The following is a 24,972-nucleotide window of genomic DNA, read 5'->3' on the forward strand; positions in this document are numbered from 1 at the left end:
GGGGTGATCTGGTTAGGTAATTGGGTTGTTAAGACCTTTTGTGGATTTCAAATCATAACCAATAGACAGTACAAAAGATCGCTCTATTCTTCCAATCAATCTGGAGTCTAAATCCACACAGTAGTATTACCATTTCAGTAGATTGAATTGCTCCATATCGGTTGTTTCTCGGTTGCGGTAAATGGCTAGCACGATCGCCAGACCCACCGCGGCTTCAGCAGCGGCAATGGTAATGACAAAAATGGCAAACACCTGGCCCCGAATGTTGCTTGGATCAAGGTAATTGGAAAAGCCCATCAAGTTGAGGTTAACTGCGTTCAGCAACAGTTCAATGGACATCAACACCCGCACGGCATTACGGCTAGTGATGAGACCATAAATACCAATGCAAAACAGGGCGGCCGCTAGAATCAAACAATATTGGAGTTGCAAATGCATGGTGGGGTCAGGAAAATTTAACTAGGGTTAATCAATAAAATTGGCTTAGATGGGGAGATTTTTGCCCAATCAACCGGCAAAGGTTCAAAAACTCCCACTAACCTTGGTTAGGCAATGCCTATTTGGAGGCGGAAGTTAACTCCCGGGGACGCTCCGGCAAAGTGAGAGCAGTGGCAGTTTTATCTTCCTGGGATAGTTCGGGAATTAAGTCCCGACGGGCCAAGATAATTGCCCCCACCATAGCCATCAACAACAGAACGGAAACCAACTCAAAGGGCAGGAGGTAATCACTAAAAAAGTGTTTCCCAATGGTGACCAGGGTGTTTTCCACAAAAGGTCCCGTTTCATTAATCTGCCAAGGAGTAATTAACACCATGGTGCTCAACAAAGCAAAGATGCCGGTACAGACCAGGGCGGTGGATAAATTTCTCAGCCAACGACCGGGAATTTTGGAAAAATCTTCCCGTTTATTGACCAACATAATGGCGAAAAGAATAAGTACGCTGACCGCTCCCACATACACTAGGACTTGGGCCGCCGCCACAAAATCCGCATTGAGTAGGATATAAATACCGGAAATACTGAGGAAGACTCCCCCCAACAGGAAGGCGGAATAAACAATGTTAGAGAGCAGTACGACCCCCAGGGCCGCCCCAATGACTAAAAAAGCCAGGATTAGGAAGGATATGTACTGAACACCTTCAGCTAAATTCACAGTGGTTAATCTCCTAGGTACGGATAGTGGAAGGGCAAAATCAGGTCACAACGAGTTTACTTTAACGGGTAAAGCTAAGGAATGAAGGAATAAAGCACAAATCTATTCCGTTTTCACCAAATCTTCCGGATGTTGTCCGGCCCGTTGACTGCCCTTGGGTAAATCGTGGGGTTCTAGCACTCCTTTGGGCAAATAGCCTAGTTCCCGCAGGGGAGTCACCATCGGATCTTCAGTTACTTTATAGGGCAACCTACCCAGGGCGACGTTGTCATAGTTCAAATCATGGCGATCGTAGGCCGCCAACTCATATTCCTCAGTCATGGAGAGACAGTTGGTGGGACAGTACTCCACACAGTTGCCGCAAAAAATACAAACTCCGAAGTCGATGCTGTAATGTTTGAGTTCTTTTTTCTTAACTGCCTTGTTAAATTCCCAATCCACCACTGGTAAGTTAATAGGACAAACCCGCACACAAACTTCACAGGAAATACATTTATCAAACTCAAAGTGAATTCTGCCCCGGAACCGTTCCGAAGGAATTAACTTTTCGTAGGGATATTGCACTGTGACGGGCCGACGACTCATGTGGTCGAAGGTAACTGCTAACCCCTGACCGATGTACTTAGCCGCCTGCAAACTCTCTTTAGCGTAGTCGCCAACCTGCTTAAGAATATTGTTGAACATAGCTTTCAGAAGGGAAAAAAGGTAGAGGGTGAAAAGTTGAACAAACCTGGAGACGGTGGCGAAAAGTCAGAAGCCGGAATCAAGCAAACATCAGCGCTCTCGAAGCTAATCTGCACCGCCCCATTGAAACTAACCACCAAAGGCCATGGGAAAGGTCAACTTCAGTCCAGCGGTAATTAGAAGGTTTGCTAGGGCAACGGGCAGTAAAAACTTCCAACCTAGGTTTAATAACTGGTCAATCCGCACCCTGGGCACAGTCCAGCGTAGTAGGATGGCAATGAAAATCAGAAAATAGGACTTCAGTACCGTCATAGTGATGCCCAGGGCCGCCATTAGCACCTGTAACCAAGAGGTGGTAGGAGCAACCCCCAGCCAATTAGCCACATTTTCCAAGGGAATGGGGAAGTCCCAACCGCCCAGATAAAGTACCGAAAATACCAGGGCAGAAAGTACAAGGTTGACGTAGGAACCAAGGTAGAACAGGGCGAATTTCATCCCCGCATATTCGGTCTGATAACCCGCCACCAACTCCTCTTCAGCTTCCGGTAGGTCAAAGGGTAGACGTTCACATTCTGCCAGGGCCGCAATCCAAAAAATTAGAAAGCCCACCGGCTGACGCCAAATGTTCCAACCTAAAATGCCGTAGCCAGACTGTTGGTCAACAATGTCGATGGTGCTGAGGCTATTGGACATCATCACGATCGCCAACACCGCTAGGGAGAGGGGAATTTCGTAGCTAATGGACTGTGCCGCTGCCCTTAGCCCCCCCAGCAGGGAGTACTTATTGTTGGAAGCGTAACCAGACATCAACAGCCCAATGGGCGCAATACTGGAAAGGGCAATCCAGAGAAAAATACCAACGTTAATGTCGGTGATGACCAGGTTCTGGCCGAAGGGCACAATGAGGTAGGAAAGAAAAACCGGCAGTACCACCAGCACGGGGCCAATGGTAAATAACCAAGGGTCTGCCTTGGCCGGCACCACATCCTCTTTGAACACCAGTTTGATGCCATCGGCCACAGGTTGTAACACTCCCAAGGGACCGGCGAATTCTGGCCCAATCCTTTGCTGAGCGGCGGCGGAAATTTTTCTTTCTAGCCATACCACCACCAACACCCCCACGGTGGCTCCGATGATCATCAAAATCGAGGGGAGGGGAATCCAAAACAGCTTCGCTAATCCTGGGGGTAGGCCGAAACCTTGCAGTGACTGAAGAAAACTATTCTGAAGATCAATGCCTGAAGTCATGGTGCCGTCCGCTGGGAGGGTTGAAATGATTAACTGAGTCTCAGCTCAGCAAGCTTGCCGATTATTGTAATGAAATTTACCTGCTTAGTATAGTCCCAATAGTTTTGATGGTTATGATTAGGATTCTTGAAGTGTGTTGCTTGCTTGGGGGTGATGGTGTCCTCGTTCTCCAGGATCCCTAGGGAGTTTTCCTCCACCCTTGGTAGTTATTCCATGACCAGTTTTGTCCCTGTCTTCGTGGGTCACCGGGGTAGAATCAATGTTGATATCTCCATTTCAGACCATGATTTGACGAAAAACTACAGCTATCCCGGAGGGCCGGTTTTTCAAGACCGATTCTTTCGATCAATGGACTGATCAAAATTTGCTTTTGCCGGCCTATGTTGCGTTTTGCCCGTTCTCTCTATCCCCTGATTTTATCTGTCACCAAAAATGATCCGGAAAGGGGCCATCAACGCCTTATCCAAACTTTAAAAAAGGTGGATGCCATGCACCGCCATGGCTTTGCTGTGGCCATGGAGCAACTAGAACGAACTTTTACCCATTCAGACCTTCGTTTACAACAAAGCTGTTGGGGCTTAAATTTTCCCAACGTACTCGGTCTCTCCGCCGGCTGTGATAAGGAGGGAGAGGCGGCCGCTGTCTGGCCTGCATTGGGTTTTGGTTTTGCAGAATTGGGAGCTGTGACCAAACATGCCCAACCGGGCAATGACCGTCCTCGTCTATTTCGTTTACCCCAAGACCAAGCAGTGCTGAATCGTTTGGGGGCCAATAATGAAGGGGCTGTGGCCATGGCGGCGAAGTTAAAACGCACCTGGGAGTATTATCCCCGCACCATTCCCATCGGCATTAATCTCTGTAAATCGAAAATTACTCCCCTCGACCAAGCGGTGGAGGATTACGTTTTCAGCTTTCAAACTTTAGCCCCGGTAGCGGATTATTTTGTGGTCAATGTCAGTTCTCCCAACACCCCTGGGTTGCGCAGCTTGCAGGAGTCTGACGAGTTGCCCCGCATTTTTGCTGGCTTGCAATCAGCAAATCATTGGCAAAAGCCGATTTTGGTAAAAATTTCCCCGGATCTCTCCTGGGAGGCGATCGCCGTCATCATTGATTTAGTCAAAGAACATAACTTAGCGGGCATCGTGGCCACCAATACCAGCACCCGGCGATCGGGGTTAAAGACAAAAATTTTGCCCCAAACCGGCCAACCCATAGAAGAGGAAGCCGGAGGACTGAGTGGTCAACCAATCCGAGACCGGGCCACAGAGGTAATTCGCTATATTTATCAACAAACTGGCGGCACCATTCCCATCATTGGCGTGGGGGGCATTTTCACCGCTGAGGATGCCTGGGAAAAAATTCAAGCAGGGGCAAGTTTGTTACAGCTTTATACGGGCTGGATTTATGGGGGTCCCTGGGTAGTCCCGGATATCTTGCAGGGCTTGGGGGAAAAGTTAGCGGCAGAGGGTTTTTCCCATATCAGCCAAGTAGTGGGATCAGAATAGATATACCTAACCTAGACAGAGATTTTGTATTGTCGTTAATGTAGACCTTACATGCGCATCCTCATTGTCAATCCACCCCATCCAGCCATTGGCAGCCGTATTCCGCAGGAGCAACTTCCCCCCCTCGGACTTTTGTTAGTGGGCGGTTCTTTATTGGATGCTGGCCATGATGTCACTCTGGTTGATGCCGAACTTGGCCCCCTTTCCCATGGTGAGATTGTTGGAAAAGTTGTTACTCACCAGCCCCAGATTCTCCTGATCGGCCACTCCGGTTCCACCTCAGCTCATCCAATCGTGGTCGAATTGACCCGTCGCTTCCGCAGGGAATTACCAAACCTCATCATTGTCTACGGTGGAGTTTTTCCGACCTATCATTTTCACGACATACTCACCCAAGAACCCCAGATTGATGTCATTGTTCGTGGCGAAGGCGAAGCCACCGTTCCTAAGCTGATAGCTGCCATTGAGAACGGTGATGACCTTGCCAACGTAGAAGGCATTGCTTTCCGCTCCCATGATCAGATTGTTGAGACCTTACCTGCTCCGATGATTCAAGATTTAGATGCCTATCGAGTTGGTTGGGAACTCGTTGATCTAAAAAAATATAGCTACTACGGTGGCAAGCAGGCCGTTGTTATGCAGTTTTCCCGAGGGTGCCCGCATCTATGCAATTACTGTGGACAAAGGGGTTTCTGGGCTCGCTGGCGACACCGTGACCCCAAGAAATTTGCCAAGGAAATCGCCTGGCTGCATCGAACCCATGGCGTCGAATTGTTCAACTTGGCCGACGAAAATCCAACAGTCAATAAGGCAGTGTGGCGGGAACTATGCGAAGCTATCATTGCCGAAAACCTACCGGTCACCATTATCGGTTCGACCCGTGCAGATGATATTGTAAGGGATGCAGATATTCTGTATTTATACCGCCAGGCAGGGGTAGAGAGATTTTTGTTGGGTATGGAAAATACCGATGAATCCACACTCAAAAAAATTCGAAAAGGAAGTAAGACAAACACCGACCGTGAAGCTATCCGCCTACTGAGACAACACGGTATTCTTTCCCTTGCTACGTGGGTAACTGATTTTGAAGAGGTCACCGACCGGGACTTCATCCATGCCCTCAGACAGTTGCTTTGGTACGATCCAGACCAAATTATGTCGTTGTATGTGACGCCCCATCGCTGGACTGGATATTATCGCATCGCTTCTGAAAGACGGGTCATTCAACTTGATCAGAGTAAGTGGGACTATAAGCATCAAGTGTTAGAAACCCGTTATATGCCTCCTTGGCGCATTTTTTTATGGGTGAAGTTCATTGAAATTATTTTGCAAACCCGTCCTGTAGCGTTATGGCGGTCCTTTTTCCAGCCCAACCGAGCTTCACGCCACGGCATGAATTGGTTCACGCGTATGGGGCGACGCGTCTTAGCCCATGAGTTGTGGAACTTCTTCTTCGGCGACTTTCGAGTCAGCAACGGGCCAACATTGGAACAATTCTGGGGTGCCCCCCAGGATCACCAAGAAATTCCCCTCCGCATATCTCGTTAGGGGGGCTGAGTTTGTGTCAAGCCTAGGCAGATTTAGGATACGACAAACAGTACTAAGAGCAATTATCTTCCAAGGTCGAGAGAGGGTGTTGCTATGAATTTTGCTCTGGTTTTTTTTCCTGAATTAACCCGTAGCCAATCTTCGCAAAACTGTAACTCCATCCGAATAAATTCACTTTTAGGCGATTAGGCGATCGCCATTAAACCCTTAGTCATTGATTGGTTGGTCTAACTTTTGTTGGCCAGCGTCTGAGCTTGGCATCGTTTCAAAACGGAGTGACCTATCCATTTCTACATAAAGCACATCGTTAATCCTGTCTTTTGCCGCTGATGGCAATAAAATGAAGCGGTGGGGTCAACTGGCTGGTAAGGTAACCGTTTCCAGCCAAAAGGACTCAATACCTTGCACCATCTTAAATAAATCCTTCAAATTGCGGGATTTGGTGAGATAACAATTGACATGAAGTTCATAACTGGCGATTACATCATCCTCATTGTGGGAAGTGGTTAACACCACCACGGGGATTCTTTTCAGGGCCGGGTCTTGCTTAATTTCCGCCAACACTTCCCGGCCATCCTTTTTAGGAAGGTTTAAATCCAACAAAATTAGGTTGGGACGGGGGGAGTTTTCGTATTCCCCCTCTTGTCGTAAAAAGGCCATGGCCGCTAAACCATCCCGGAGAATGATTAGTTCGTGGTCAATAGTGCTGGTTTTCAAGACTTCCTGCACAAGGCGACTGTCGGCTTTGCTGTCTTCCACCAGCAGAATGACCTTGGGGGGATTAGATTCATCGGACATGGTTCAATACCTTACCTTCTTAGTTACCAATGGGGATGGAGAAGTAGAATGTGGAGCCCTCCCCTGGGTTAGACTCTACCCAAATTTGCCCTTGATGACCCTCGATAATTTTTTTGCAAATAGCTAGACCCATGCCGGTGCCTTTATACTCGTCCCTGGTGTGGAGTCGTTGGAAAATAACAAAAATGCGCTCGAAGAATTGGGGGTCAATGCCAATACCATTATCTTGCACCGCAAATACCCAGGCATCCTCCCGGCGATCGCCCCAGATTTTAATTTTGGCTGACTTGTCCCCGGCAAACTTGATCCCATTAGCGATCAGGTTCTGGAACACTTGCATGAGCTGGATTTGATCTGCCATTACTGCCGGCATGGAACCAACTTCAATTTCCGCCCCGCTTTCTTCAATCCGTTGCTTCAGGTTAGCCAGGGCTTTATCCACCACTTCCTGCACATCGGTGAAAGTGAGCTGGGCATACTGGGTATCCACCTTGGCATAGGTCAAAATATCGTCAATCAGAGTCTGCATCAGGGAAACCCCCGTCACGGCAAAGTCAATGAAGTCCTTAGCGTCTTCGTCCAGAGCTTCGCTGTAGCGCATTTCTAGCAGTTGTACATAGTTGCTGACTTGGTTGAGAGGTTCCTGCAAATCATGGGAAGCAATGTAGGCAAATTTCTTGAGGTCAGCGTTGGACCGTTCCAAGTTGCGGGCTAACTGAGCCAACTCTTCCGCCTGACGCAAAATCAAGTTGACGATCGCCTTTTTCAGGGCCAGGGCACTCTGAATTTCCACCGATTGCCAAGGTAGGGATTGCAGTCGGACAATTTCTTTCCAGAGGTCAAAGGACTGCCGGGGATGGAGTTCAATTTTACCGTCTTCCTGGGTGGCTTCGTAGGCATGGTGAGGATCTCCCCCCCAGTTAACCGTTTGCAACACTTCGGGGCGGAACCAGAGCAAAAAGTTATGGCGGGCAATGGGAATGGCCAATAAACCGCTGGCTACGGATTTAAAGTTAACGGCATCGGGGTAAATTTGTGACAGTGAAGAAGTGAAAAACACGTCCTGGACTTCCCGATTTTCCAGCCATTGCAGTAGATATCGCACCGCTTTTTCGTCTGGGGTTTCCCCAACCAAAATTAATTTTTCCCCAAAACAAATGGCCGCTCCCTGGGAACCAGTTAGCCCCAACAGGCGATCGGGATGATTGGTTAACCCTTCGACGAAATCCCCCGCCGTGGTCATTTTGTCCAATAAAACCGCTTCATGCTCCGCTAATTGCACCCGGTAATCGAAGGTTTCCGTATCTTCCTGGGCGGAAATGTTACTAAACACTACCCGACCAAAAAATTCGCAGGCTTTACGCAGTTCAAAGGGAATTACTTTGGGCGTTTGATGGTGGCAGGCAATGAGACCCCAGAGATTGCCATCCTTAATGAGGGAAATGGTCAAAGAAGCCCCCACCCCCATATTTTTCAGATAGGTGAGGTGACAATGGTAGGCACTGCGGAGAATGGATTCTGTCAAATCCACCGCTCGGTTGGTGCTGGGATTAACGGCGGGGGTGAGGGGCACTGCCACACCATAAACGTCAGGAATAACTCGGATGGGGTTATGGATAAATAGCCGACGGGCGGGCTGGGGAATGTCTGATTCAGGATAATGCAAGCCCAAGTAGGGCTCCATATCATCCCGTTTATCTTCGGCAATGACATCACCGTGGTTATTTTCATCAAAGCGGTATAGCATCACCCGATCAAAGCCGGTCATACGTCGTACTTCTTGGACGATGACATCGTAGAAATCCCGCAGATTAGCTTGTTGGCGCAACCGATTTAAGGCGGCATTGGCCATGTGGTAAAAACCAAGGAAAGGCAGATTGTCGGAAGTGTAGGCTGGTTCTAGTTCACACACCAATAGGCCGTCGCTATTGCGGTGAAAAACCCCATCGAAAATGACAAAGTCGTCCCCCATTACCCGCGCCCACAGTTTACTGGGGTTGAGGCTGCTGATTTGTCCTGCCGTTAGGCGACTCTGGATGGGCTCAATCTGAAAGCTATCAAATACTTCCCCTAGGCCTTTGCCCAACAGTTCCTCTGGCGATCGCCCCAAAATACCGGTGCAGTTGGCACTGATTTGGCTGATGATCAGATCCGGTTCCTGCAAGACCACCACTAAACCGTGGGGCTGAATTAGGTGGGCGGTGTGGATGGCGAGGGTTTCTAGCTGACGGAGGGACTGGTCGCTGAGTTGTAGGGTAGTGGCCATGGGCTTTTCTCTTTCTATCTATGGGTGGAGGCTGATGCTAATAACGACGGAGGCCGCAACTTTGGGCTTATAAGTAACTTGCAATAATCTTGGACTGACTGATAATTTCATCTCCGTCACTGGAGTAATAACGACCGAATATTCTGGGTGCTTTTATCCTAACGAAGCTTTTTTATTTCCCAACCGCAACGTTACACAACGAAACCGTTTCGCAATTTTTCTTAATGATTAGCGAGATAATTCACCGGTTCGAACTGGCCCTTGGCGATCGCCATTTTGACTAAATCTGAGCTTTGATTGTTTAATTGTCTATAACTGTCAATCCAGCAATTGGCTGCCCCTAACCCCTAAAATCCCTAACCTTTCCTTTTGGTTACTTTGGATGGGTGTTCGTCGAATAAACTGTCCGAAGTAAATCCATCTTTGCAGGCGGGCTTTGCCCCCTAGAATTTTCGATGACTAGCGACGATGCCGCGGCCGGTTTAGTAAAGGTTCTCGATTCTGCCCAGGGAGCTTTCCTTGCCCTCGATTCCTATGGCGGCAATGACCGGAGTCGGGCGGTGTTGGCCATGGCGGAGGCGTTGGAACGTTCCTTTGCCCAAATTTTGGAAGCCAATACCTTGGATTTGGTGGTTAGTCGGGAAATGTCCGTGGCGGATTGTCTCTGTGAATGGCTCAAGCTCACCCCGGAAAGGTTGCAAAACACGGTGGCTATTCTGAAGCGTTTGGCTTCCTTGCCGGATCCCCTCCAGCGGGTGATGGCTTCCCCCTATCAATTTAACCTGGCCCAGACCTATTGCCAGTTGATGCCCTTGGGGGTGGTGGCCCTAGTCTATGAAGCTTTTCCTGAATTAGCGGCGATCGCCGCAGGCTTTTGCCTGAAAACCGGGAACAGCCTAGTTTTGAGGAGTTGTGGTGCCTCTAGCCATTCCACCGCGGCCATTTGTGAAATCTTGCGGGAAGGTTTACTAGATGCGGATTTACCGGTGGACAGTGTTAACCATATTCCCAGCGAAACGCTACCCAATGTGCAGGACTTAGTGGGCAGTGCTAGCCAGCTTAATTTGGTTATTCCCTACGGCCGCCCCAGTTTTGTGGAACAAATTAGCCAACAATGTACTCCCCCTGTGTTGAGGGCCGCCATGGGTAACTGTTACCTCTACTGGTCTAGTAAAGGGGACTTGGAAATGGTGCGGCAAATGATCATCGACAGCCATGTGGGGCACCCGGATCCGGTCAATGCCATTGAAAAAGTTCTGGTTAGTCCGGGGCAAAATCCAGCGCCGTTGGTACGACTATTGAATAACCTACAGGGCAAGGGCTTCAAGCTCCGGGGAGACAGTGAACTCTGTGAACAATTTCCCGACCACCTCACCCTGGCCAAGGAGAACGAATGGGGTAAGGCCTACCTGGACCGCACAGTGGCCTTCCGCACCACCCAAAACTTGAAAACGGCGATCGCCTGGATCAATAGCCATAGCAGTGGCCACGGGGATTGTATTGCCACCGATTCCTACCAGGAAAGTCGACAGTTTTCCATGGGGGTGGACAGCGCCCTGGTTTATGTCAATATTCCGCCCTCTTTCTGTCGCAATCCCCACCAGGGAGAATCATTATTTTTGGGGGTATCGAGCCAAAAAGGTCAACGGCGAGGCTTGATTGGCTTAGAAGCATTTATGACCCCCAAGCAAATTGTCCAGGGGGAAAGTCGCAGTTGAGCCATTGCCCATGTCACAGTTAGGTCGTTTGGCATTGTTGGCCCTGAAAGTATTGCTCCCTTCGTTTCTTATCTCCTGGGGCATTAAGTTTATTGTGCCGGCCTTTGCTCCTCCACCAGAGTTAGCCTGGACCTTGCTATTAGTGTTCACTCCAGTGCTGGCGGTCATCGTTTGGTTGGGGCTACAGGAATGGCAGGGGAGGAAAACACCGTGACCTTTGCCCAATGGTCTGGCTTTATCAGTCTCTTGTTGATGGGGGCAGTGCTGTGGCAGATCCGCCAATTATTGTTACTGTTGTTTGCTGCCGTGGTGCTGGCCAACGGTTTAAACCACCTTTCCCAATGGTTCCAGCGGCGGGGCATAAAAAAACAATTATCCATACCCTTGGCGGTGATCATTCTACTGTTGGCCCTCGTTATAGTGGTGGCCCTGATCATCCCCCCCTTTGTGGAGCAATTCCAGGAACTCCTGACCCTTGTCCCCACCAGCATTGATGACACCCTACAATGGCTCCGGAAAATAGCCAGGGCGATCGATCCAGAATTAACGCCCCTCCTACCCAATTGGCAACAAATCACCGGACAGATCAGGCCTATTTTGCAGAAATTGGCCGGCAACGGTTTGGGGTTGTTTTACAGCACCCTGGGTTTACCCCTCACCCTTTTACTGCTTATTGTGCTCAGTCTGATGTTTTTGGCCAATCCCAGGGCCTACCGTCAGGGTTTCATCCGTTGCTTTCCTGCTTTTTATCGAGCCCGGGTTGATCTAGTTCTTAGTAAGTCGGAAATTTTATTGGAGGATTGGCTACGGCTAATTGTGGTCAGTGCTGTGGTGGTCACCGCCACCACTTGGCTCGGTTTAGTTTTGCTCCAGGTGCGGCTTCCCCTGGCCCTAGCCCTTGTTGCCGGTATTTTTGTTGTTATTCCCAACATTGGTCCCCTGATTAGTCTAGTCCCCGCCATGGCGATCGCCCTGTTGGACAATGCTTGGAAACCTCTCTTGGTGTTGACGCTCTATGGGTTGATCAACTACTTTGAATTCCATTGGATCACCCTGCACTGCATGGGCAAGCCCCAGCCAATTTTGCGGGGGGTTTTACTATTAGCCCAAGTATTTTTTGTCAGTGTGTTCGGACTTTTTGGGTTGTGGTTGGCGGTGCCCCTCACCTTAGTTGCCCAAGTTCTAGTGCAAGAAATATTGATCAAAGACGTTCTTGATCGTTGCCAAAGCTCAGAAGAAGTTGAGGAAGAAAAATCCACGCAAATCCCGCCGGTATTGCCGGAATCCTAGGGGAAGGGCCACAGTAAATGTGGTGTAAATTTAGTTGAAAATGGGTCTAACTTGGAGGTGAGGATAATCCTTCTGCAAACTCCTCTGCAATTCACACGAACTTAATCTGATAGGAATCAGCGGCGAAACGTTGAATAAATAACTCCAAGGGAATTCTGCAGTTTCCCACTTTAATACTTGTTAAAAAAAGACAAACCCCTGGTGGTTAGGGAAAGGGAAAGTAAATTCTCCCCCATTTCCCCAGACAGATCTACGCTTTCCGAGAATAATACTCAATTACAAGCAGTTCATTGATCTGCAACGCCACCCACTCACGGTCAATAACGCTGTTGACCTTGCCAGTAAACGTATTTTTATCGAACTCCAAATGGGAAGGCACATTGGCCAAACCAGGAAATTCCATATTGGTTTCCACCAATTTACGGGAACGGTCCCGATCACGGACACTGACAACATCCCCAGGACGGCACTGGTAGCTAGGAATATCCACTACCTGACCGTTAATGGTGATGTGGCCGTGGCAGACTAACTGCCGAGCCCCCGGAATGGTGCCAGCCATGCCCAAACGGAACACAGTGTTATCCAAGCGCATTTCCAGCAGTTCCAACAGAGCTTGTCCGGTGGAACCCGTAGCCCGACGGGCTTTTTTCACATAACGGACCAATTGCTTTTCCGTAATGCCGTAGTTCAACCGTAGTTTCTGTTTTTCTTCTAGCCGAATGGCATACTCAGAACGTTTGCGACGGGCTTGGCCATGTTGGCCGGGGGGGTAGGCACGGCGAGGGGATTTACGGCTTAAACCGGGTAATTCCCCAAGGCGGCGGACGATCCGCAGACGAGGTCCTCTATAACGAGACATCTTAGTTGGTCATCTCCTAATCAATAATTCCCAAACATCCCATTATAGGTTAGTGAGGTCTGTTAACGCTACCCAGTGAAGTCCTCTCCCAGGGCATTGTGAATAACTTGGTAATTGATGCTCAATGTCCCATACTCTATTGGCTTAGGGTAAAGACCATGGTGAGAACTTCAATTAATTCTTTACCAATTCTCAAGCTTGACTGGTTCTCCCAAGGGCTAGGAATCGCCCAAATAGGCTTCCAGAACCCTAGGGTCAGACTGAATTTGCTCAGGAGTGCCATCGGCCAAGTTTCTTCCTTCTGCCAAGACCCAAACGTGGTGACAGAGGGTCATGATCAAATCCATATTATGTTCAATCACTAAAAAAGTAATGCCTTGGCGATTCCAATTGACAATGTGTTCACAAATTTGCCCAATCAGGGTGGGGTTAACTCCGGCGGCGGGTTCATCTAGCAAAATGAGCTTGGGATTGCTCATCAAGGCTCGGGCCATTTCCAACAGTTTCCGTTGTCCCCCCGATAACGCTCCGGCATAGTCATGGGCTTTAGCGGCCAAACCAACAGATTCCAGCATCTCCATCGCCCGTTGGCGGTTGACCCGCTCTTCTGACCGTACTTTTTTGAAACTAATTAATCGTTGCAGAAACTTTTCACCGGTTTGATGTTGATCTGCCAACAACATATTTTCCAACACAGTTAAACGGGATAAAACTTTGGCCACTTGAAAAGTCCGCACACAACCGAGTAGGGCAATTTGATGGCAGGGTAGTTCACCGATGGGATTGCCGTCGAATAAAATTTCCCCATGATCAGGACGAATAAAGTTTGACAACAGGTTAAATAAAGTGGTTTTGCCAGCACCGTTGGGGCCAATTAAGCCGGTGATACTGCCTTCTTTGACCACAATATCGGCGTGGTCCACTGCCCGCAGACCGCCAAAATTTTTGCATAGCCCCTGGGCGAGGAGTAGAGAACTGTCCGGACTACCGAGATTTTCTGCCGGGGTGATGCGATCGCTCATGGAAAATGTGTCAATTACCGCTCAATTACTCTGATTTAGGCGAAACCAATGGTGCTCCGGTTCCCGTTGATGAAATCCCAACCGCTTTGGGACTTTTTGCCGGGGGGTGGCTATACCGCCTCCAATCATAGTGGTTTGGAGCCAGTTGGCAAGACAGGATGGCAATTTGATCTACCAAAGATTAGGATGGAACCCATCCTTGATCCTGCCAAAAATTAAATTTCGGTGGGATTCAGCCATAGATTGCCATGGAAGAAGTCAAGACCAAACAACTATACGAGCGGGACTATAGCCAATGGGCAGAAACGATGGCTGATTTGCTGGCTTCAGGTAAATTCGCAGAACTTGACATCGAAAATCTGGTGGAGGAGGTGCGGGATTTGTCCAAGCGAGAACGCGATCGCCTGTTAAGTAGTCTGCGGCTCATTGTTCATCATTTGCTGAAGTGGGATTATCAACCCCAGAGGCGCTCCCGCAGTTGGCAAGTAACCATTCAACGGGAACGGAATAATATCAGTTTCTACCTTAAAGATAGCCCCAGCCTACGGCGGTATTTGACGGATGGGTGGCTGGGGGAAATTTATGGCAATGCCAAGCTAGAAGCATTTAAGGAAACCGGGTTAGACTTTCCGGCGGCTTGTCCCTACGACATTGGGGAAGTGTTGAATCGTGTTGTTTCCCTAACTGATTGATTATTGATTATTGATGGGCATTGGGCAGACCAAAAGCTCTGATGTCCCGGTTCCCATTGATGAAATCCCAACCGCTTTGGGACTTTTTGCCTGGGGGCTGAACTTGTTCCAATAATAGGTGGCCGTTGCCAGTTTGTAGAATGGGGCCCCAATTTTTGATAGTGGCGATAATTTGCCCCGGTGAGCCAGACTCGAAGGAACAATGGTTATAGGCGTTGGCCAAATCTTGATATTGCTCCGGCAAGAGGGTAAAGAATTCCTTCCCCAGGGGAATGGTGCTAATTATTTTCAGGGTCTGTTCGCCCCAAGCTGTGTGGCAGGCCGGCGCAAAACCCCGCACTTGGTTATGGATTTCTATGGCGCTCCGGTGCCAGTCAATAACAAAATCGGCTTTTTTCAGCAGAGGGGCATAGGTGGCTTCCGTTTCAGCCTGGGGAGTGGGTTGCAGTTTGGCTCCATCTAGTTCCCGGAGGGTTTGCACCAACAATTCCGCGCCTGACTTGGCCAACCGATCGCCGATCGCCGTTAGATTATCCAGTAAACCGATGGGGGTGGAAGTTTTTAGCAACATGGCCCCGGTGTCCATGCCTTCGTCCATAAGCATGGTGGTGACTCCAGTTTCCGTTTCTCCGTTGGCGATCGCCCATTGCAGGGGGGCCGCACCTCGATATTTGGGTAGTAGGGAACCATGAACATTAATACATCCCAGCCTGGGCATGGCTAGAATTTCCGAGGAAAGTAATTGTCCGTAGGCCACCACCACAAAGAAATCGGCTTGGCAATTTCGTAATTTTGCGAGGGTTTCCCCGCACCTTTTCACCCGTTCCGGCTGCCATACAGGAATACCGGCTTGCATTGCCACTTCCTTGACCGGAGAAGGAATTAACTTACTGCCCCTCCCCCGTCGGCGATCGGGCTGACTAACCACCGCCAACACGTCCATATCCGGTTGGTTTAAAACAGCATTGAGGGTAGGAACAGCAAAATCCGGTGTGCCAAAGAAGACAATTTTCATTGCAAAATATCAAAGAAATAGCTCGGTTCCCTAGGGCTTTAACTACCAATTACCATGGCTTTATCGCCCCAAGAGTCTGCTTATAAAGTTCTACCCTGCTCCTAAATCTCCCAATACTGGGGGACTTTAAAGTAGTTTCCCCCCAAAGTTGAGGGGCTAGGAGAACCTTTAAAACAGTTTCTAAAAAGTGTGAAGAATTGTAAGAAATGCCATTCTTCCCCAGCCGTTGCCATGGATTAAAAGTACAATTTGTACCAATAGTTGACGGCATGGGCAAAAGTCAGGAAACAGCCCGTCAGACTAAATTTACCCCTTTAGAGGATATAGCCAGAATGGTTACTGAACAAGACCGTGAGTACATGCGCCAGGCGATCGCCATTATGCGGGATGCGGGGGTGGTCAACAAGACTGGTGGCCCCTTCGGCGTGGTCATAGTCAAGGATGGAGAAGTAATTGGGGCGGCGGGTAACAGTGTAATCAAAGATAATGATCCGTCTGCCCATGCGGAAGTAAATGCTATCCGTCAGGCTTGCCAAACCGTGGGCACCTGGAATTTGGCAGGGGCGGTGATGTATAGCAGTTGCGAATGTTGCCCCATGTGCTACGCCACCAGCTACTGGGCCAGGATTGACAAAATTTACTACGCTGCCGGTTGGAGCGATTTTGAAGATCTTTTTGACGACAGCAATATCAGTAAAGATTTGACAAAACCTTACCCAGAAAGACTGTTAGCACCGGAGCAAATTTTACAGGAAGAAGCTCAAGTGGTTTGGGAGGAATTTCGTCAGTTACCGGACGGTGCCCGCTACTAGCCCAATCGACTGAAAATTACCCGAAAAAACTGTAATAGCAAAAGTAGAGCAAGGATAATGGACGCCAACGCCAAAGATTGCTCTTTTTTTGTGCCTTGCCCCTCTAGCCAACGTTGATAAATGCCACTTACCCAGGGCACTGCAAACCAGCCTGTGATAGCCACACTACAAAAGTTACTGAACAGCATCCAGGTGGGGAAATCAATCAAATCTGGCTTATGGAGCAACAAATTAAGCCCCATAACAGTGGGGTAAAGTACCAATAAAACCAACAGGTTTATTTTCCAGACGGGGGATGGCTGGCTCAGTTTTTGCTTTAACCAACGGCTGTAACCTTCCGTATTTACTTTGCCTTTAAACTCATAACCAGCATTTTCTTCTAGGTAAATTAACTGTCTTCTTTCTGGGCTATCTAGCCAACCGATAAAATTTTCCAGCGTGTCAAAGCGGATCACTGTTTCCGCTACAAAAATGCCCCCTTCCGAGCGTAATTCGGTGGATTCACTGCTAATGTAGCCCGGATATTTTTTTTCTAACTCCTTTAATTGTTCCTGACACTCCAGAAAAATTTGCTGGTGCTCTGGGGTGACCCGGTGGGCAAAATGATACTCAAAATATTCATCAGCGGCTTGGTCTGGCGTTGGTGGAGATGTCATGGGCAATGGGGATGGGGGCGCGGGGTCAGTATATCGGCGATCGCCTAGTCAACAAAACCCGATATTCTACTAAAAGACTAAACACATCGTTTTACCAACGCTAGAGCTGGGTGGGCCAATGCAATTCGCCAAAATTTTAATTGCCAATCGGGGAGAAATCGCCTTACGCATCATTCACAGTTGCGAAGAATTAGGCATTCCCACCGTGGCAGTCCACTCCACCATCGATCGCCACGCTCTCCATGTACAACTAGCCAACGAAAGTGTCTGCATTGGGCCGCCCCCCAGTAACAAAAGCTATCTCAACATTCCCAACATTATCGCCGCCGCCCTCACCCGTAACGCCACTGCCATTCACCCAGGCTATGGCTTTTTGGCGGAAAATGCTCGCTTTGCCGAAATTTGCGCTGACCATCAAATTACTTTCATTGGCCCCAGCCCAGAAGCCATTACGGCCATGGGGGATAAATCCACCGCCAAAAAAACCATGCAAAAGTCCGGGGTGCCCTGTGTGCCCGGTAGTCCTGGTTTGATCGATTCAGAAGCAACGGCTCTGAAAATTGCTGCAGACATTGGTTACCCAGTGATCATTAAAGCTACGGCCGGCGGCGGTGGTAGAGGCATGCGCCTCGTCCAGCAAGAAAAAGATTTCGTGCGAATGTTCCATGCGGCCCAGGGAGAAGCAGGGGCGGCCTTTGGTAATCCAGGAGTTTACCTAGAAAAATTCATCGAAAAACCCCGCCATATTGAGTTCCAAATTTTGGCCGATAGCCATGGCAATGTGGTGCACCTAGGGGAAAGGGATTGTTCCATTCAACGGCGGCATCAAAAGTTACTCGAGGAGGCTCCCAGTCCCTTTTTGACCCCTTCCCTACGGAAAAAAATGGGGGAAGCGGCGGTGAAAGCGGCCAAGTCCATTAACTATGTTGGAGCCGGCACAGTGGAATTTCTGGTGGATGGCAACGGCAATTTCTACTTTATGGAAATGAACACCCGTATCCAGGTGGAACATCCGGTGACGGAAATGATTACCGGCTATGACCTGATTGCGGAGCAGATTCGCATTGCCATGGGGGAAAAGCTCCGCTTCCGCCAAGGGGACATACAAATTCGGGGTCACGCCATCGAATGTCGCATTAACGCCGAAGATCCCAAACAAAACTTCCGGCCCCATCCTGGCAAAATCAGTGCCTATTTGCCCCCCGGTGGCCCTGGGGTACGGATCGATTCCCATGTGTACACTGACTATGAAATTCCCCCCTATTACGACTCCCTGATTGGCAAGTTAATTGTCTGGGCTGGCGATCGCCCTTCGGCCATCAAGAGAATGCAGAGGGCGTTGCGGGAATGTGCCATCACTGGAGTACCCACCACGTTAGAGTTTCACCAGCGCATACTACAAACCCCAGCTTTTCTGGCCGGGGATGTGTACACCAATTTTATTGAAGAGCATTTAACGCCCTAATTTTAAACCAGGGCGGCCATGGAAACCTTGCCAGCAATTTGCTTAGCGATCGCGGTTAGGGCTTTAGCAGAAGCCGATTCAGGTTGGGAAACCACAATGGGAATGCCCTTGTCTCCCCCTTCCCGCAGGCTAATTTCCAAGGGCACACAGCCCAACAGGGGCACATTCAGTTCTTTGGAAGCTTTTTCGCCGCCGCCGGAACCAAATAAATCGTATTGGTGATCGGGCAGATCCGGGGGAATGAAATAGCTCATATTTTCCACAATGCCCAACACGTTCACCCCCATCTGTTGGAACATCTTCAGACCCCGGCGAGCATCCAGCAAAGAGACGGTTTGGGGCGTGGTGACAATGACAGCACCGGCCATGGGCACCGATTGGGTCAGGGTAAGTTGGGCGTCCCCGGTACCAGGGGGCATATCGACAATTAGGTAATCCAAAGCTCCCCAATTGACTTGGTAGAGGAACTGACGAATAATGCCATTCAGCATGGGGCCTCGCCAGATTACTGGTTGATCGGGGTCAATTAAAAAGCCCATGGAAACCATTTTGATGCCATGGTTAAAAACTGGCTCTAACACTTCCCCTTGGGGACTGTTTTGTACTTGCACCGCCGCACCGCTCAAGCCCAACATGGTGGGGGCATTGGGACCATAAATATCTGCATCCAATAGTCCCACTGTAGCGCCGGTTTGGGCCAGGGCTACCGCCACATTCACCGCCACGGTGCTTTTTCCTACCCCTCCCTTACCGCTGGAGATGGCAATAATATTTTTCACCTGCCCCACGGATTGGCGATCGGGCAAAGATTTTTGTTGGGGAGTTTCCGCCGTCACCGTTACTTCTACCTTTTCCACCCCGGGCAAGGTTTTAACCGCTTTTTCGCAATCCTCCACAATGAATTCCCGCAACGGACAGGCCGGTGTGGTCAACACCAGGGTAAAACTAACAGTGCCCCCGGCGATCGCCACATCTCGGATCATGTTCAGTTCCACCAAGCTTTTTTGTAGTTCGGGATCTTGAACGGGACGGAGCACGGTTAAAACGGCATCGGTGGTTAACATAGTGACAATTGATGACAAAAATTGGGAGAATTCTCTGAGGGATTACAGTCTGCCCCTTGATCTTAAAGGTTTTTGGGCAGGTTCCGGCCAGACAGACCCCAGGGATAGGCAAGCTTCACCATTGACTAACCCCCCGACAAAGTCAGGAAAATCCCCCCCAAACCTAAGCATTGTGTCAGAGTGGAAATAGACATAGAGCAAACCCTATCCGTTTCCCTCCATGACCCCCAGCCTATTGCCTCCCCGCCTCAATCGTCCCCACATTGAAGTGTTGCCCAATGGTTTAACCATTATCGCGGAGCAGATGCCGGTGGAAGCAGTGTCTTTTCAACTTTGGTTGAGGGTGGGTTCCCGTTGGGAAGGAGATGACATTAATGGCACAGCCCATTTTTTGGAGCACATGGTGTTTAAGGGCACTCCCCGCCTCGCCATGGGGGAATTTGAGCGGGCCATTGAATCTAGGGGGGCGGGTACCAACGCCGCCACCAGCCAGGATTACACCCAGTTTTACTTCACTTCAGCTCCCCAGGATTTTGAACATTTAGCCCCTTTACAGTTGGATGTGGTGCTTAATCCCACCATTGCCGATGGGCCGTTTGAGCGGGAACGGTTGGTGGTGCTAGAAGAAATTCGGCGATCTCAGGATGATCCCCAACGGCGCATTTTTCAGCAGGTGGTGCAGTTGGCTTTTCCCCACACTCCCTACGCCCGACCGGTGCTGGGGGCGAGAGAAATTATTACCCATCTCCAAGCTCAACAGATGCGGGATTTCCACGCCCATTGGTATCAGCCCCAGGCCATCACTGCCACTGTGGTGGGGAATCGCCCTGTAGCCCATCTAGTGGAAACGGTAGCCAACAGTTTTGCCGATTGTTACCGGGTGAAATCCCCTTCCCAAACCTTAACGCCGCCGCCGGTCAATATTCCTCCACCTTTTACTAAGGTAGAAACAACCACTGTGGTAGATAAAGCTTTACAACAGGCCCGTCTAATTTTGCTTTGGCGATCGCCGGGATTAGACCAGTTTGAGCAAACCATACCCCTGGGAGTATTGGCAGTGATTTTGGGTCGGGGGCGAGTGTCCCGTTTGTTTCGAGAATTGCGGGAAGAAAAGGGTTTAGTAACGGCGATCGGGGCCAGCAATTCCACCCAGGCCACCCAGGGCATGTTCTACATTTCAGCCCAGTTACCGACGGAAAATATTCCTACCGTGGAGCGGTGCATCCTAGACCACATCGAGCGATTGCAAAATGAACCGGTACCAGAGAAGGACTTAGAACGCATCCGCACCCAGGTGGCCAACCGCTTTGTTTTTGGCAATGAACGCCCTGGCGATCGGGCTAATTTATATGGCTATTACTACGCTCAAATTGGCGATTTAGAACCGGCCTTGACCTACCCCGAACAAATCCAAGCCCTGACGGCAGAGGATTTACAAAGGTCTGCCCAAACCTACCTTTCCCCCACCGCCTATGGCAAAGTGGTGGCTCTGCCCGAACCACTATAGGTTTACCCATAAAAACCATGGCCCACCGAGGTAATAAAGCCCATCTGCCCAGTAAAATTTGCCCCGTTTGCCAACGGCCCTTCACTTGGCGCAAAAAATGGGCCAGTTGTTGGGACGAAGTTAAATATTGCTCTGACCGTTGCCGTCGTCAGCGTTTGCAGCCAGATAGCCCGTAAATAACCAATCGGGTCCGATCGCCTGGCAATGGAGATTAGTTAAATTTAATGCTTCGGTCATGCGCTGGAAACCCAATTCCCCCACTGGGGTCGGAGCCATGCCACCACCAATAATTTTCGGGGCGAGAAAAGCATGAACTTTTTGCACTGTCCCCATGGCGATCGCCTCGGCCGCTAGGATGCCGCCACATTCCCACAACACTTGCAGACAATCCCGTTGGTACAACTCCGTCATTACTGCCAGGGGAGTTAACGGATCTAAGATCAGGGTTTCTATCCCCAATTTTTCCAGATGGCTGAGCATATTGTGATCACAGTTTTTTGTCGTCACCACCAAAGTTTTAGCAATCTCTTGATGCCATAACTGGGCTTCCAAAGGTAAATCCAAGGTGCGACTCAACACCACCCGCCAAGGATTTTGGTCACTCAGTCCATGGGTAGTGAGCAAAGGATTATCCCGCCGCACCGTATTACCACCAATAATTACGGCTTGGCATTGACTGCGTAATTGATGCACCCAATGGCGAGCGGCTCTACTGGTGACCCAACTGCTGTGGCCCTGGGCCGTGGCAATTTTTCCGTCCAACGTCATGGCGTATTTGAAAATGCCAAAGGGTCTCCGGTGCTGGATGCGAAAACAAAACGCTTCATTTAAGCGCTGGCAAGCTTTTTCTTCCACCCCCACTTTCACCTCAATGCCAGCCTGTCTCAATCGACTAATGCCCTTACCCGCCACCAACGGATTGGGGTCCACCATGCCCACCACCACTTTAGATATCCCCGCTTTGATAATTGCTTCCGTACAGGGGGGAGTGCGACCTTGATGATTACAGGGCTCCAAATTGACATATAGAGTGGCACCCTTAGCCCGATCGCCAGCTTCCCAGAGGGCAAAAATTTCTGCATGGGATTGCCCTGCCTGGGGATGGAAACCTTGGCCGACAATTTGATCTCCCTGGACAATGACCGACCCCACCAATGGATTAGGGGCCGTTTTGCCGATCGCCGTTTTTGCTAGGGTCAAGCAACGACGCATATGGGTTTGGTCTGAGATCATGGCGCACTAGGAAGAAGGAATTTAATCAGATTTGCGTAAAATTTGCTCAACTTGCAACCAGGCATAGACGGTGGGGCTGCAATTATTCTTCCTAGCTATCAATGGAGGTTTTTGCCTGACCCCTTCTGGAAAATCACCGATAAATTATTGGCCGGCATGGCGATAACAGCCTGATTGTGTAGATTCCTTTTTTTTGCTGCTTCAATCACATCTTCGAGCTGCCTCAAACCCCAGGCCGGATTCCGACTCCGCAAAGATTGGTCAAACGCTTCATTACTAGGAGCAGTGGTTACACCATCCTGGCGATAGGGGCCGTAAAGATAGAGTCTGCCGCCCGCCGGTAAGATGCGTTCTGCCCCATTCAGTAAACCTAAACAAGACTCCCAGGGGGAAATGTGGATTAAGTTGATTGCCACTATGGCAGTGATAGGCTCCGGCAAAATTTCTGCTTCCACTGGCCACGGCGATGATTGCACATTTAAGTCCAACGGTGGCTGTAAACAGGCTAATCCCTGGTGCTCCTGCCAGGCGAGAATACTTTCCCGACAAAGGGGATCAGGATCAGATGTTATCCACCAGCGGGGGGAAAATAGGGGCGCAAAAAAACAAGCGTGTTCCCCGGTGCCACTGGCAATTTCCAAAATACTGCCCTGGGGAGGTAGATACTCCTGCAAAACAGCGGCGATCGCCTCTCGGTTGCGTTGGGTAGCGGGGGCATACTGACGGCGATCGGTCATGGTGAAGAAAGCAAAAATTTGACAGGAGGTAGGGATTGGCGAAAACGGGAAATAAAGTATTCCTAATCCATTATGGTGCCATTTTTGGGTTCCTCTGACCCAATAAAAGGCTAAATAGAAGCGGTACAGAAGCCATTGCCATTGAAGTAAAGAGTAAGTTAGATTTTGATAATGTGGATGATCACCTGGAAAGATTAGCCAAATTTAAATATTAATTCTCAACCTAAAGCTTGGTAGTTTTTAGTGGGCTAAATAGGATTATTAATCTAAAGAAATCCAATGGCCATTGAGCCTTTGCACGATCGCCGTTGCTTCTTCATAACTTTTGGTAATTGCCCAAGTGTGGTGGGTTTTGCCGTTACTTTCCCGCAGGTAAATCTGATTGGGTAGCAGGGGATGGTCAGCGGCGGTGCGGAGATAATCCTTGTTAAATTTGCTATGGGATTGGGAATAAATAGACGTATCCCAGGGCACCCCCCGGTCCCAACCTGGCACTACCAAAGGATTAGAGCCTAATAAAATCTGGCATGGTACTAGCATGGGGCCTTTATAAATGGCATAGGCGATCGGCATGCAAGTGTTAATCGCTAAGGTTACTAATTCGCCATATTTTTGCATCAATGATTGTTGCCAATATTGGGTAATCAAAGTGAAATCTAGCCCCGCACTTCCCCTTGCATCCAATAGCTTATTAAATTTTTCATATTCTTTTCTCACTGTGCTAATCTCCTGTTGCCAAGCATATTCCAATGGGCATTGACCAAAAATGATTTTTCCTGGTTTGAGTAATTTCCACTTTTCGCCAATTTTTAAAACGTCTAGCTTTGCCGGTGCTTGCAGGGTAAATTGATAATTCTCTGCTGGGCTTTCGTTAATTGCCCTAAATAGTTTGGCAAAGCTGCTCAAGGAACTAAAACGGCTGAAGGATTCAGGACGAGGAAATAGGTAAAATCCTTGATTTTTGAGTTGCATTACCCAAAAGTTACCAACATTATTTTTTTCTACAATATCTGTTTGGTCAGTTAACAGAGAAACCCGCTGACAATAAACTTCCAATATTTGCGGAATTTCGTGGTAGATATCAATAATTTTACTGATGGGCAAGTCCAATAAAGGAGGCGGTTCTTCAACAATTAAATGGGGATAGGCGTCGGCGGAAATGACGGTAGGTCGGCTAACCACAGCTTCAACCTGACTGATCTTTTGTTTAAGGGCTTCTATTTCTTTGACTAAATCAGTGTTATTCTGGATCTGGGCTTCATTCTTTTTCTGTGCTTCAAAGAATCGTAAAGCCGCAAACTCTTGTTGTAGTTTAAGTTGGTTTTGCTCCAACTGAATCAATTTGGCTTGATTTAATTTATCCGGTTGATTGCTAGCCATATTGTTTAATTCGTCTCTTACTACTAACAATTTTAATTAAACACGTTCTTTTCGAATATAGTCACCTAATCATAATTAATTGTCCTGTTCATTTATCGATTGAATTTAATTAAGTATAAAAAATGTATCTAAATGTTTAAAATAATGAATTTTCAGTGTTTATAGATCACCTTCTGATAAATTGGCTTGTTTCATATAGCAAAGATTGCTAAGGTTAGGACATAATATAGGGAAAGAGTTAGGAAAAAAGCGATGCCAGCCCCCTACAGTATAGATCTAAGAGAGAAAGCGGTAAGTGCAGTAGAAAAAGGAGAGAAGAA

At 48.9% G+C, this 24,972-nt stretch carries 24 protein-coding genes; 10 read left to right on the top strand and 14 right to left on the bottom strand.

Annotation, left to right across the window (positions count from 1 at the left end):
• Positions 1–126: 126 nt before the first annotated feature.
• The 4 genes from nuoK to nuoH all read right to left on the bottom strand — a co-directional run bounded on the left by nuoK (position 127) and on the right by nuoH (position 3,085).
• Positions 127–432, bottom strand: a complete 306-nt coding sequence (gene nuoK / locus IQ217_RS11390) for an NADH-quinone oxidoreductase subunit NuoK (RefSeq protein ID WP_197525966.1) — start codon at positions 430–432, stop codon at positions 127–129.
• A gap of 124 nt (positions 433–556) precedes the next feature.
• Complete coding sequence (locus IQ217_RS11395) at positions 557–1,153, bottom strand: NADH-quinone oxidoreductase subunit J (RefSeq protein WP_194020030.1); 597 nt, start codon at positions 1,151–1,153, stop codon at positions 557–559.
• 102 nt (positions 1,154–1,255) lie between these two features.
• On the bottom strand, positions 1,256–1,837 hold the full coding sequence (gene ndhI, locus IQ217_RS11400; protein ID WP_190599495.1) for an NAD(P)H-quinone oxidoreductase subunit I: 582 nt from the start codon (positions 1,835–1,837) through the stop codon (positions 1,256–1,258).
• 129 nt (positions 1,838–1,966) lie between these two features.
• Positions 1,967–3,085 (bottom strand): NADH-quinone oxidoreductase subunit NuoH, encoded by a 1,119-nt coding sequence (gene nuoH, locus IQ217_RS11405; RefSeq protein WP_190599494.1) that lies wholly within the window; start codon positions 3,083–3,085, stop codon positions 1,967–1,969.
• A gap of 380 nt (positions 3,086–3,465) precedes the next feature.
• Here nuoH and IQ217_RS11410 point away from each other — a divergent pair, with 380 nt between their 5' ends.
• Together IQ217_RS11410 and bchE are read left to right on the top strand one after the other, a co-directional pair.
• A complete protein-coding gene (locus IQ217_RS11410; protein ID WP_194020031.1) occupies positions 3,466–4,590 on the top strand; it encodes a quinone-dependent dihydroorotate dehydrogenase in 1,125 nt (374 codons plus the stop codon).
• Positions 4,591–4,641: 51 nt separating this feature from the next.
• The gene (gene bchE, locus IQ217_RS11415) at positions 4,642–6,138 is read left to right on the top strand and encodes a magnesium-protoporphyrin IX monomethyl ester anaerobic oxidative cyclase (protein ID WP_194020032.1); all 1,497 of its coding nucleotides are present in this window, start codon (positions 4,642–4,644) and stop codon (positions 6,136–6,138) included.
• 354 nt (positions 6,139–6,492) lie between these two features.
• On the opposite strand, the gene IQ217_RS11420 is transcribed toward bchE, so the two are convergent.
• Together IQ217_RS11420 and IQ217_RS11425 are read right to left on the bottom strand one after the other, a co-directional pair.
• Positions 6,493–6,936, bottom strand: coding sequence for a response regulator (locus IQ217_RS11420; protein ID WP_190596449.1), 444 nt, complete (start codon positions 6,934–6,936; stop codon positions 6,493–6,495).
• 19 nt (positions 6,937–6,955) lie between these two features.
• Entirely contained in the window at positions 6,956–9,202 is a 2,247-nt protein-coding gene (locus tag IQ217_RS11425) for a sensor histidine kinase (protein WP_190596451.1), read from the bottom strand.
• A 455-nt stretch (positions 9,203–9,657) separates the two neighbouring features.
• Between IQ217_RS11425 and IQ217_RS11430 the strand changes: the two genes are divergently transcribed.
• From IQ217_RS11430 to IQ217_RS11440, 3 genes are read left to right on the top strand one after another with little or no spacing between them, the layout of a single operon-like run.
• Positions 9,658–10,920 carry a glutamate-5-semialdehyde dehydrogenase gene (locus IQ217_RS11430; protein WP_190596453.1) on the top strand — a complete coding sequence of 421 codons (1,263 nt, stop codon included), beginning with the start codon at positions 9,658–9,660 and terminating at the stop codon, positions 10,918–10,920.
• Between the two features lie 10 nt (positions 10,921–10,930).
• Positions 10,931–11,134: a hypothetical protein gene (locus IQ217_RS11435; protein WP_190596455.1), complete on the top strand. Its 204-nt coding sequence runs from the start codon at positions 10,931–10,933 to the stop codon at positions 11,132–11,134.
• On the top strand, positions 11,131–12,210 hold the full coding sequence (locus IQ217_RS11440; protein ID WP_338116542.1) for an AI-2E family transporter: 1,080 nt from the start codon (positions 11,131–11,133) through the stop codon (positions 12,208–12,210). The genes IQ217_RS11435 and IQ217_RS11440 overlap by 4 nt, the downstream gene beginning before the upstream one ends.
• A 250-nt stretch (positions 12,211–12,460) precedes the next feature.
• Here IQ217_RS11440 and rpsD read toward each other — a convergent pair whose 3' ends face one another.
• Positions 12,461–13,069: a 30S ribosomal protein S4 gene (rpsD, locus tag IQ217_RS11445; protein WP_194020034.1), complete on the bottom strand. Its 609-nt coding sequence runs from the start codon at positions 13,067–13,069 to the stop codon at positions 12,461–12,463.
• Between the two features lie 218 nt (positions 13,070–13,287).
• Positions 13,288–14,091, bottom strand: coding sequence for an ABC transporter ATP-binding protein (locus IQ217_RS11450; protein ID WP_194020035.1), 804 nt, complete (start codon positions 14,089–14,091; stop codon positions 13,288–13,290).
• Positions 14,092–14,339: 248 nt separating this feature from the next.
• On the opposite strand from IQ217_RS11450, the gene IQ217_RS11460 reads away from it, so the two are divergent.
• Positions 14,340–14,783 carry a DUF29 domain-containing protein gene (locus IQ217_RS11460; protein WP_194020036.1) on the top strand — a complete coding sequence of 148 codons (444 nt, stop codon included), beginning with the start codon at positions 14,340–14,342 and terminating at the stop codon, positions 14,781–14,783.
• 7 nt (positions 14,784–14,790) lie between these two features.
• On the opposite strand, the gene fmt is transcribed toward IQ217_RS11460, so the two are convergent.
• Positions 14,791–15,798, bottom strand: a complete 1,008-nt coding sequence (gene fmt, locus IQ217_RS11465) for a methionyl-tRNA formyltransferase (RefSeq protein ID WP_194020037.1) — start codon at positions 15,796–15,798, stop codon at positions 14,791–14,793.
• A gap of 206 nt (positions 15,799–16,004) precedes the next feature.
• On the opposite strand from fmt, the gene IQ217_RS11470 reads away from it, so the two are divergent.
• Entirely contained in the window at positions 16,005–16,610 is a 606-nt protein-coding gene (locus tag IQ217_RS11470) for a nucleoside deaminase (protein ID WP_228024042.1), read from the top strand.
• On the opposite strand, the gene IQ217_RS11475 is transcribed toward IQ217_RS11470, so the two are convergent.
• Entirely contained in the window at positions 16,607–17,266 is a 660-nt protein-coding gene (locus tag IQ217_RS11475; protein WP_194020039.1) for a putative antibiotic biosynthesis monooxygenase, read from the bottom strand. The two genes, IQ217_RS11470 and IQ217_RS11475, sit on opposite strands and share 4 nt — an antisense overlap.
• A 118-nt stretch (positions 17,267–17,384) precedes the next feature.
• Between IQ217_RS11475 and accC the strand changes: the two genes are divergently transcribed.
• A complete protein-coding gene (gene accC / locus IQ217_RS11480) occupies positions 17,385–18,731 on the top strand; it encodes an acetyl-CoA carboxylase biotin carboxylase subunit (protein ID WP_190596469.1) in 1,347 nt (448 codons plus the stop codon).
• Positions 18,732–18,733: 2 nt separating this feature from the next.
• On the opposite strand, the gene IQ217_RS11485 is transcribed toward accC, so the two are convergent.
• Positions 18,734–19,795 (bottom strand): Mrp/NBP35 family ATP-binding protein, encoded by a 1,062-nt coding sequence (locus IQ217_RS11485; protein ID WP_194020040.1) that lies wholly within the window; start codon positions 19,793–19,795, stop codon positions 18,734–18,736.
• Positions 19,796–20,015: 220 nt separating this feature from the next.
• Between IQ217_RS11485 and IQ217_RS11490 the strand changes: the two genes are divergently transcribed.
• Together IQ217_RS11490 and IQ217_RS11495 are read left to right on the top strand one after the other, a co-directional pair.
• A complete protein-coding gene (locus tag IQ217_RS11490) occupies positions 20,016–21,302 on the top strand; it encodes a M16 family metallopeptidase (RefSeq protein WP_194020041.1) in 1,287 nt (428 codons plus the stop codon).
• Between the two features lie 17 nt (positions 21,303–21,319).
• Positions 21,320–21,478 carry a DUF2256 domain-containing protein gene (locus tag IQ217_RS11495; protein WP_194020042.1) on the top strand — a complete coding sequence of 53 codons (159 nt, stop codon included), beginning with the start codon at positions 21,320–21,322 and terminating at the stop codon, positions 21,476–21,478.
• Here IQ217_RS11495 and ribD read toward each other — a convergent pair.
• The 3 genes from ribD to IQ217_RS11510 form a co-directional block, all read right to left on the bottom strand.
• Positions 21,423–22,535: a bifunctional diaminohydroxyphosphoribosylaminopyrimidine deaminase/5-amino-6-(5-phosphoribosylamino)uracil reductase RibD gene (gene ribD / locus IQ217_RS11500; RefSeq protein ID WP_194020043.1), complete on the bottom strand. Its 1,113-nt coding sequence runs from the start codon at positions 22,533–22,535 to the stop codon at positions 21,423–21,425. The two genes, IQ217_RS11495 and ribD, sit on opposite strands and share 56 nt — an antisense overlap.
• A 98-nt stretch (positions 22,536–22,633) precedes the next feature.
• Positions 22,634–23,272, bottom strand: coding sequence for a class I SAM-dependent methyltransferase (locus IQ217_RS11505; RefSeq protein WP_194020044.1), 639 nt, complete (start codon positions 23,270–23,272; stop codon positions 22,634–22,636).
• 261 nt (positions 23,273–23,533) lie between these two features.
• Positions 23,534–24,652 carry a hypothetical protein gene (locus IQ217_RS11510; protein ID WP_194020045.1) on the bottom strand — a complete coding sequence of 373 codons (1,119 nt, stop codon included), beginning with the start codon at positions 24,650–24,652 and terminating at the stop codon, positions 23,534–23,536.
• Between the last annotated feature and the right edge of the window lie 320 nt (positions 24,653–24,972).

Source organism: Synechocystis salina LEGE 00031 (assembly GCF_015207985.1).
In the GTDB taxonomy this organism is placed as follows: Bacteria; Cyanobacteriota; Cyanobacteriia; order Cyanobacteriales; family Microcystaceae; genus Synechocystis; species Synechocystis salina.

Coding starts and splice junctions, on each gene's coding strand:
- ndhI (WP_190599495.1), bottom strand. CDS start 1,837: ATGTTCAACAATATTCTTAAGCAGGTTGGCGACTACGCTAAAGAGAGT.
- nuoH (WP_190599494.1), bottom strand. CDS start 3,085: ATGACTTCAGGCATTGATCTTCAGAATAGTTTTCTTCAGTCACTGCAA.
- IQ217_RS11410 (WP_194020031.1), top strand. CDS start 3,466: ATGTTGCGTTTTGCCCGTTCTCTCTATCCCCTGATTTTATCTGTCACC.
- bchE (WP_194020032.1), top strand. CDS start 4,642: ATGCGCATCCTCATTGTCAATCCACCCCATCCAGCCATTGGCAGCCGT.
- IQ217_RS11420 (WP_190596449.1), bottom strand. CDS start 6,936: ATGTCCGATGAATCTAATCCCCCCAAGGTCATTCTGCTGGTGGAAGAC.
- IQ217_RS11425 (WP_190596451.1), bottom strand. CDS start 9,202: ATGGCCACTACCCTACAACTCAGCGACCAGTCCCTCCGTCAGCTAGAA.
- IQ217_RS11430 (WP_190596453.1), top strand. CDS start 9,658: ATGACTAGCGACGATGCCGCGGCCGGTTTAGTAAAGGTTCTCGATTCT.
- IQ217_RS11435 (WP_190596455.1), top strand. CDS start 10,931: ATGTCACAGTTAGGTCGTTTGGCATTGTTGGCCCTGAAAGTATTGCTC.
- rpsD (WP_194020034.1), bottom strand. CDS start 13,069: ATGTCTCGTTATAGAGGACCTCGTCTGCGGATCGTCCGCCGCCTTGGG.
- IQ217_RS11450 (WP_194020035.1), bottom strand. CDS start 14,091: ATGAGCGATCGCATCACCCCGGCAGAAAATCTCGGTAGTCCGGACAGT.
- IQ217_RS11460 (WP_194020036.1), top strand. CDS start 14,340: ATGGAAGAAGTCAAGACCAAACAACTATACGAGCGGGACTATAGCCAA.
- fmt (WP_194020037.1), bottom strand. CDS start 15,798: ATGAAAATTGTCTTCTTTGGCACACCGGATTTTGCTGTTCCTACCCTC.
- IQ217_RS11470 (WP_228024042.1), top strand. CDS start 16,005: ATGCCATTCTTCCCCAGCCGTTGCCATGGATTAAAAGTACAATTTGTA.
- IQ217_RS11475 (WP_194020039.1), bottom strand. CDS start 17,266: ATGACATCTCCACCAACGCCAGACCAAGCCGCTGATGAATATTTTGAG.
- accC (WP_190596469.1), top strand. CDS start 17,385: ATGCAATTCGCCAAAATTTTAATTGCCAATCGGGGAGAAATCGCCTTA.
- IQ217_RS11485 (WP_194020040.1), bottom strand. CDS start 19,795: ATGTTAACCACCGATGCCGTTTTAACCGTGCTCCGTCCCGTTCAAGAT.
- IQ217_RS11490 (WP_194020041.1), top strand. CDS start 20,016: ATGACCCCCAGCCTATTGCCTCCCCGCCTCAATCGTCCCCACATTGAA.
- IQ217_RS11495 (WP_194020042.1), top strand. CDS start 21,320: ATGGCCCACCGAGGTAATAAAGCCCATCTGCCCAGTAAAATTTGCCCC.
- ribD (WP_194020043.1), bottom strand. CDS start 22,535: ATGATCTCAGACCAAACCCATATGCGTCGTTGCTTGACCCTAGCAAAA.
- IQ217_RS11505 (WP_194020044.1), bottom strand. CDS start 23,272: ATGACCGATCGCCGTCAGTATGCCCCCGCTACCCAACGCAACCGAGAG.
- IQ217_RS11510 (WP_194020045.1), bottom strand. CDS start 24,652: ATGGCTAGCAATCAACCGGATAAATTAAATCAAGCCAAATTGATTCAG.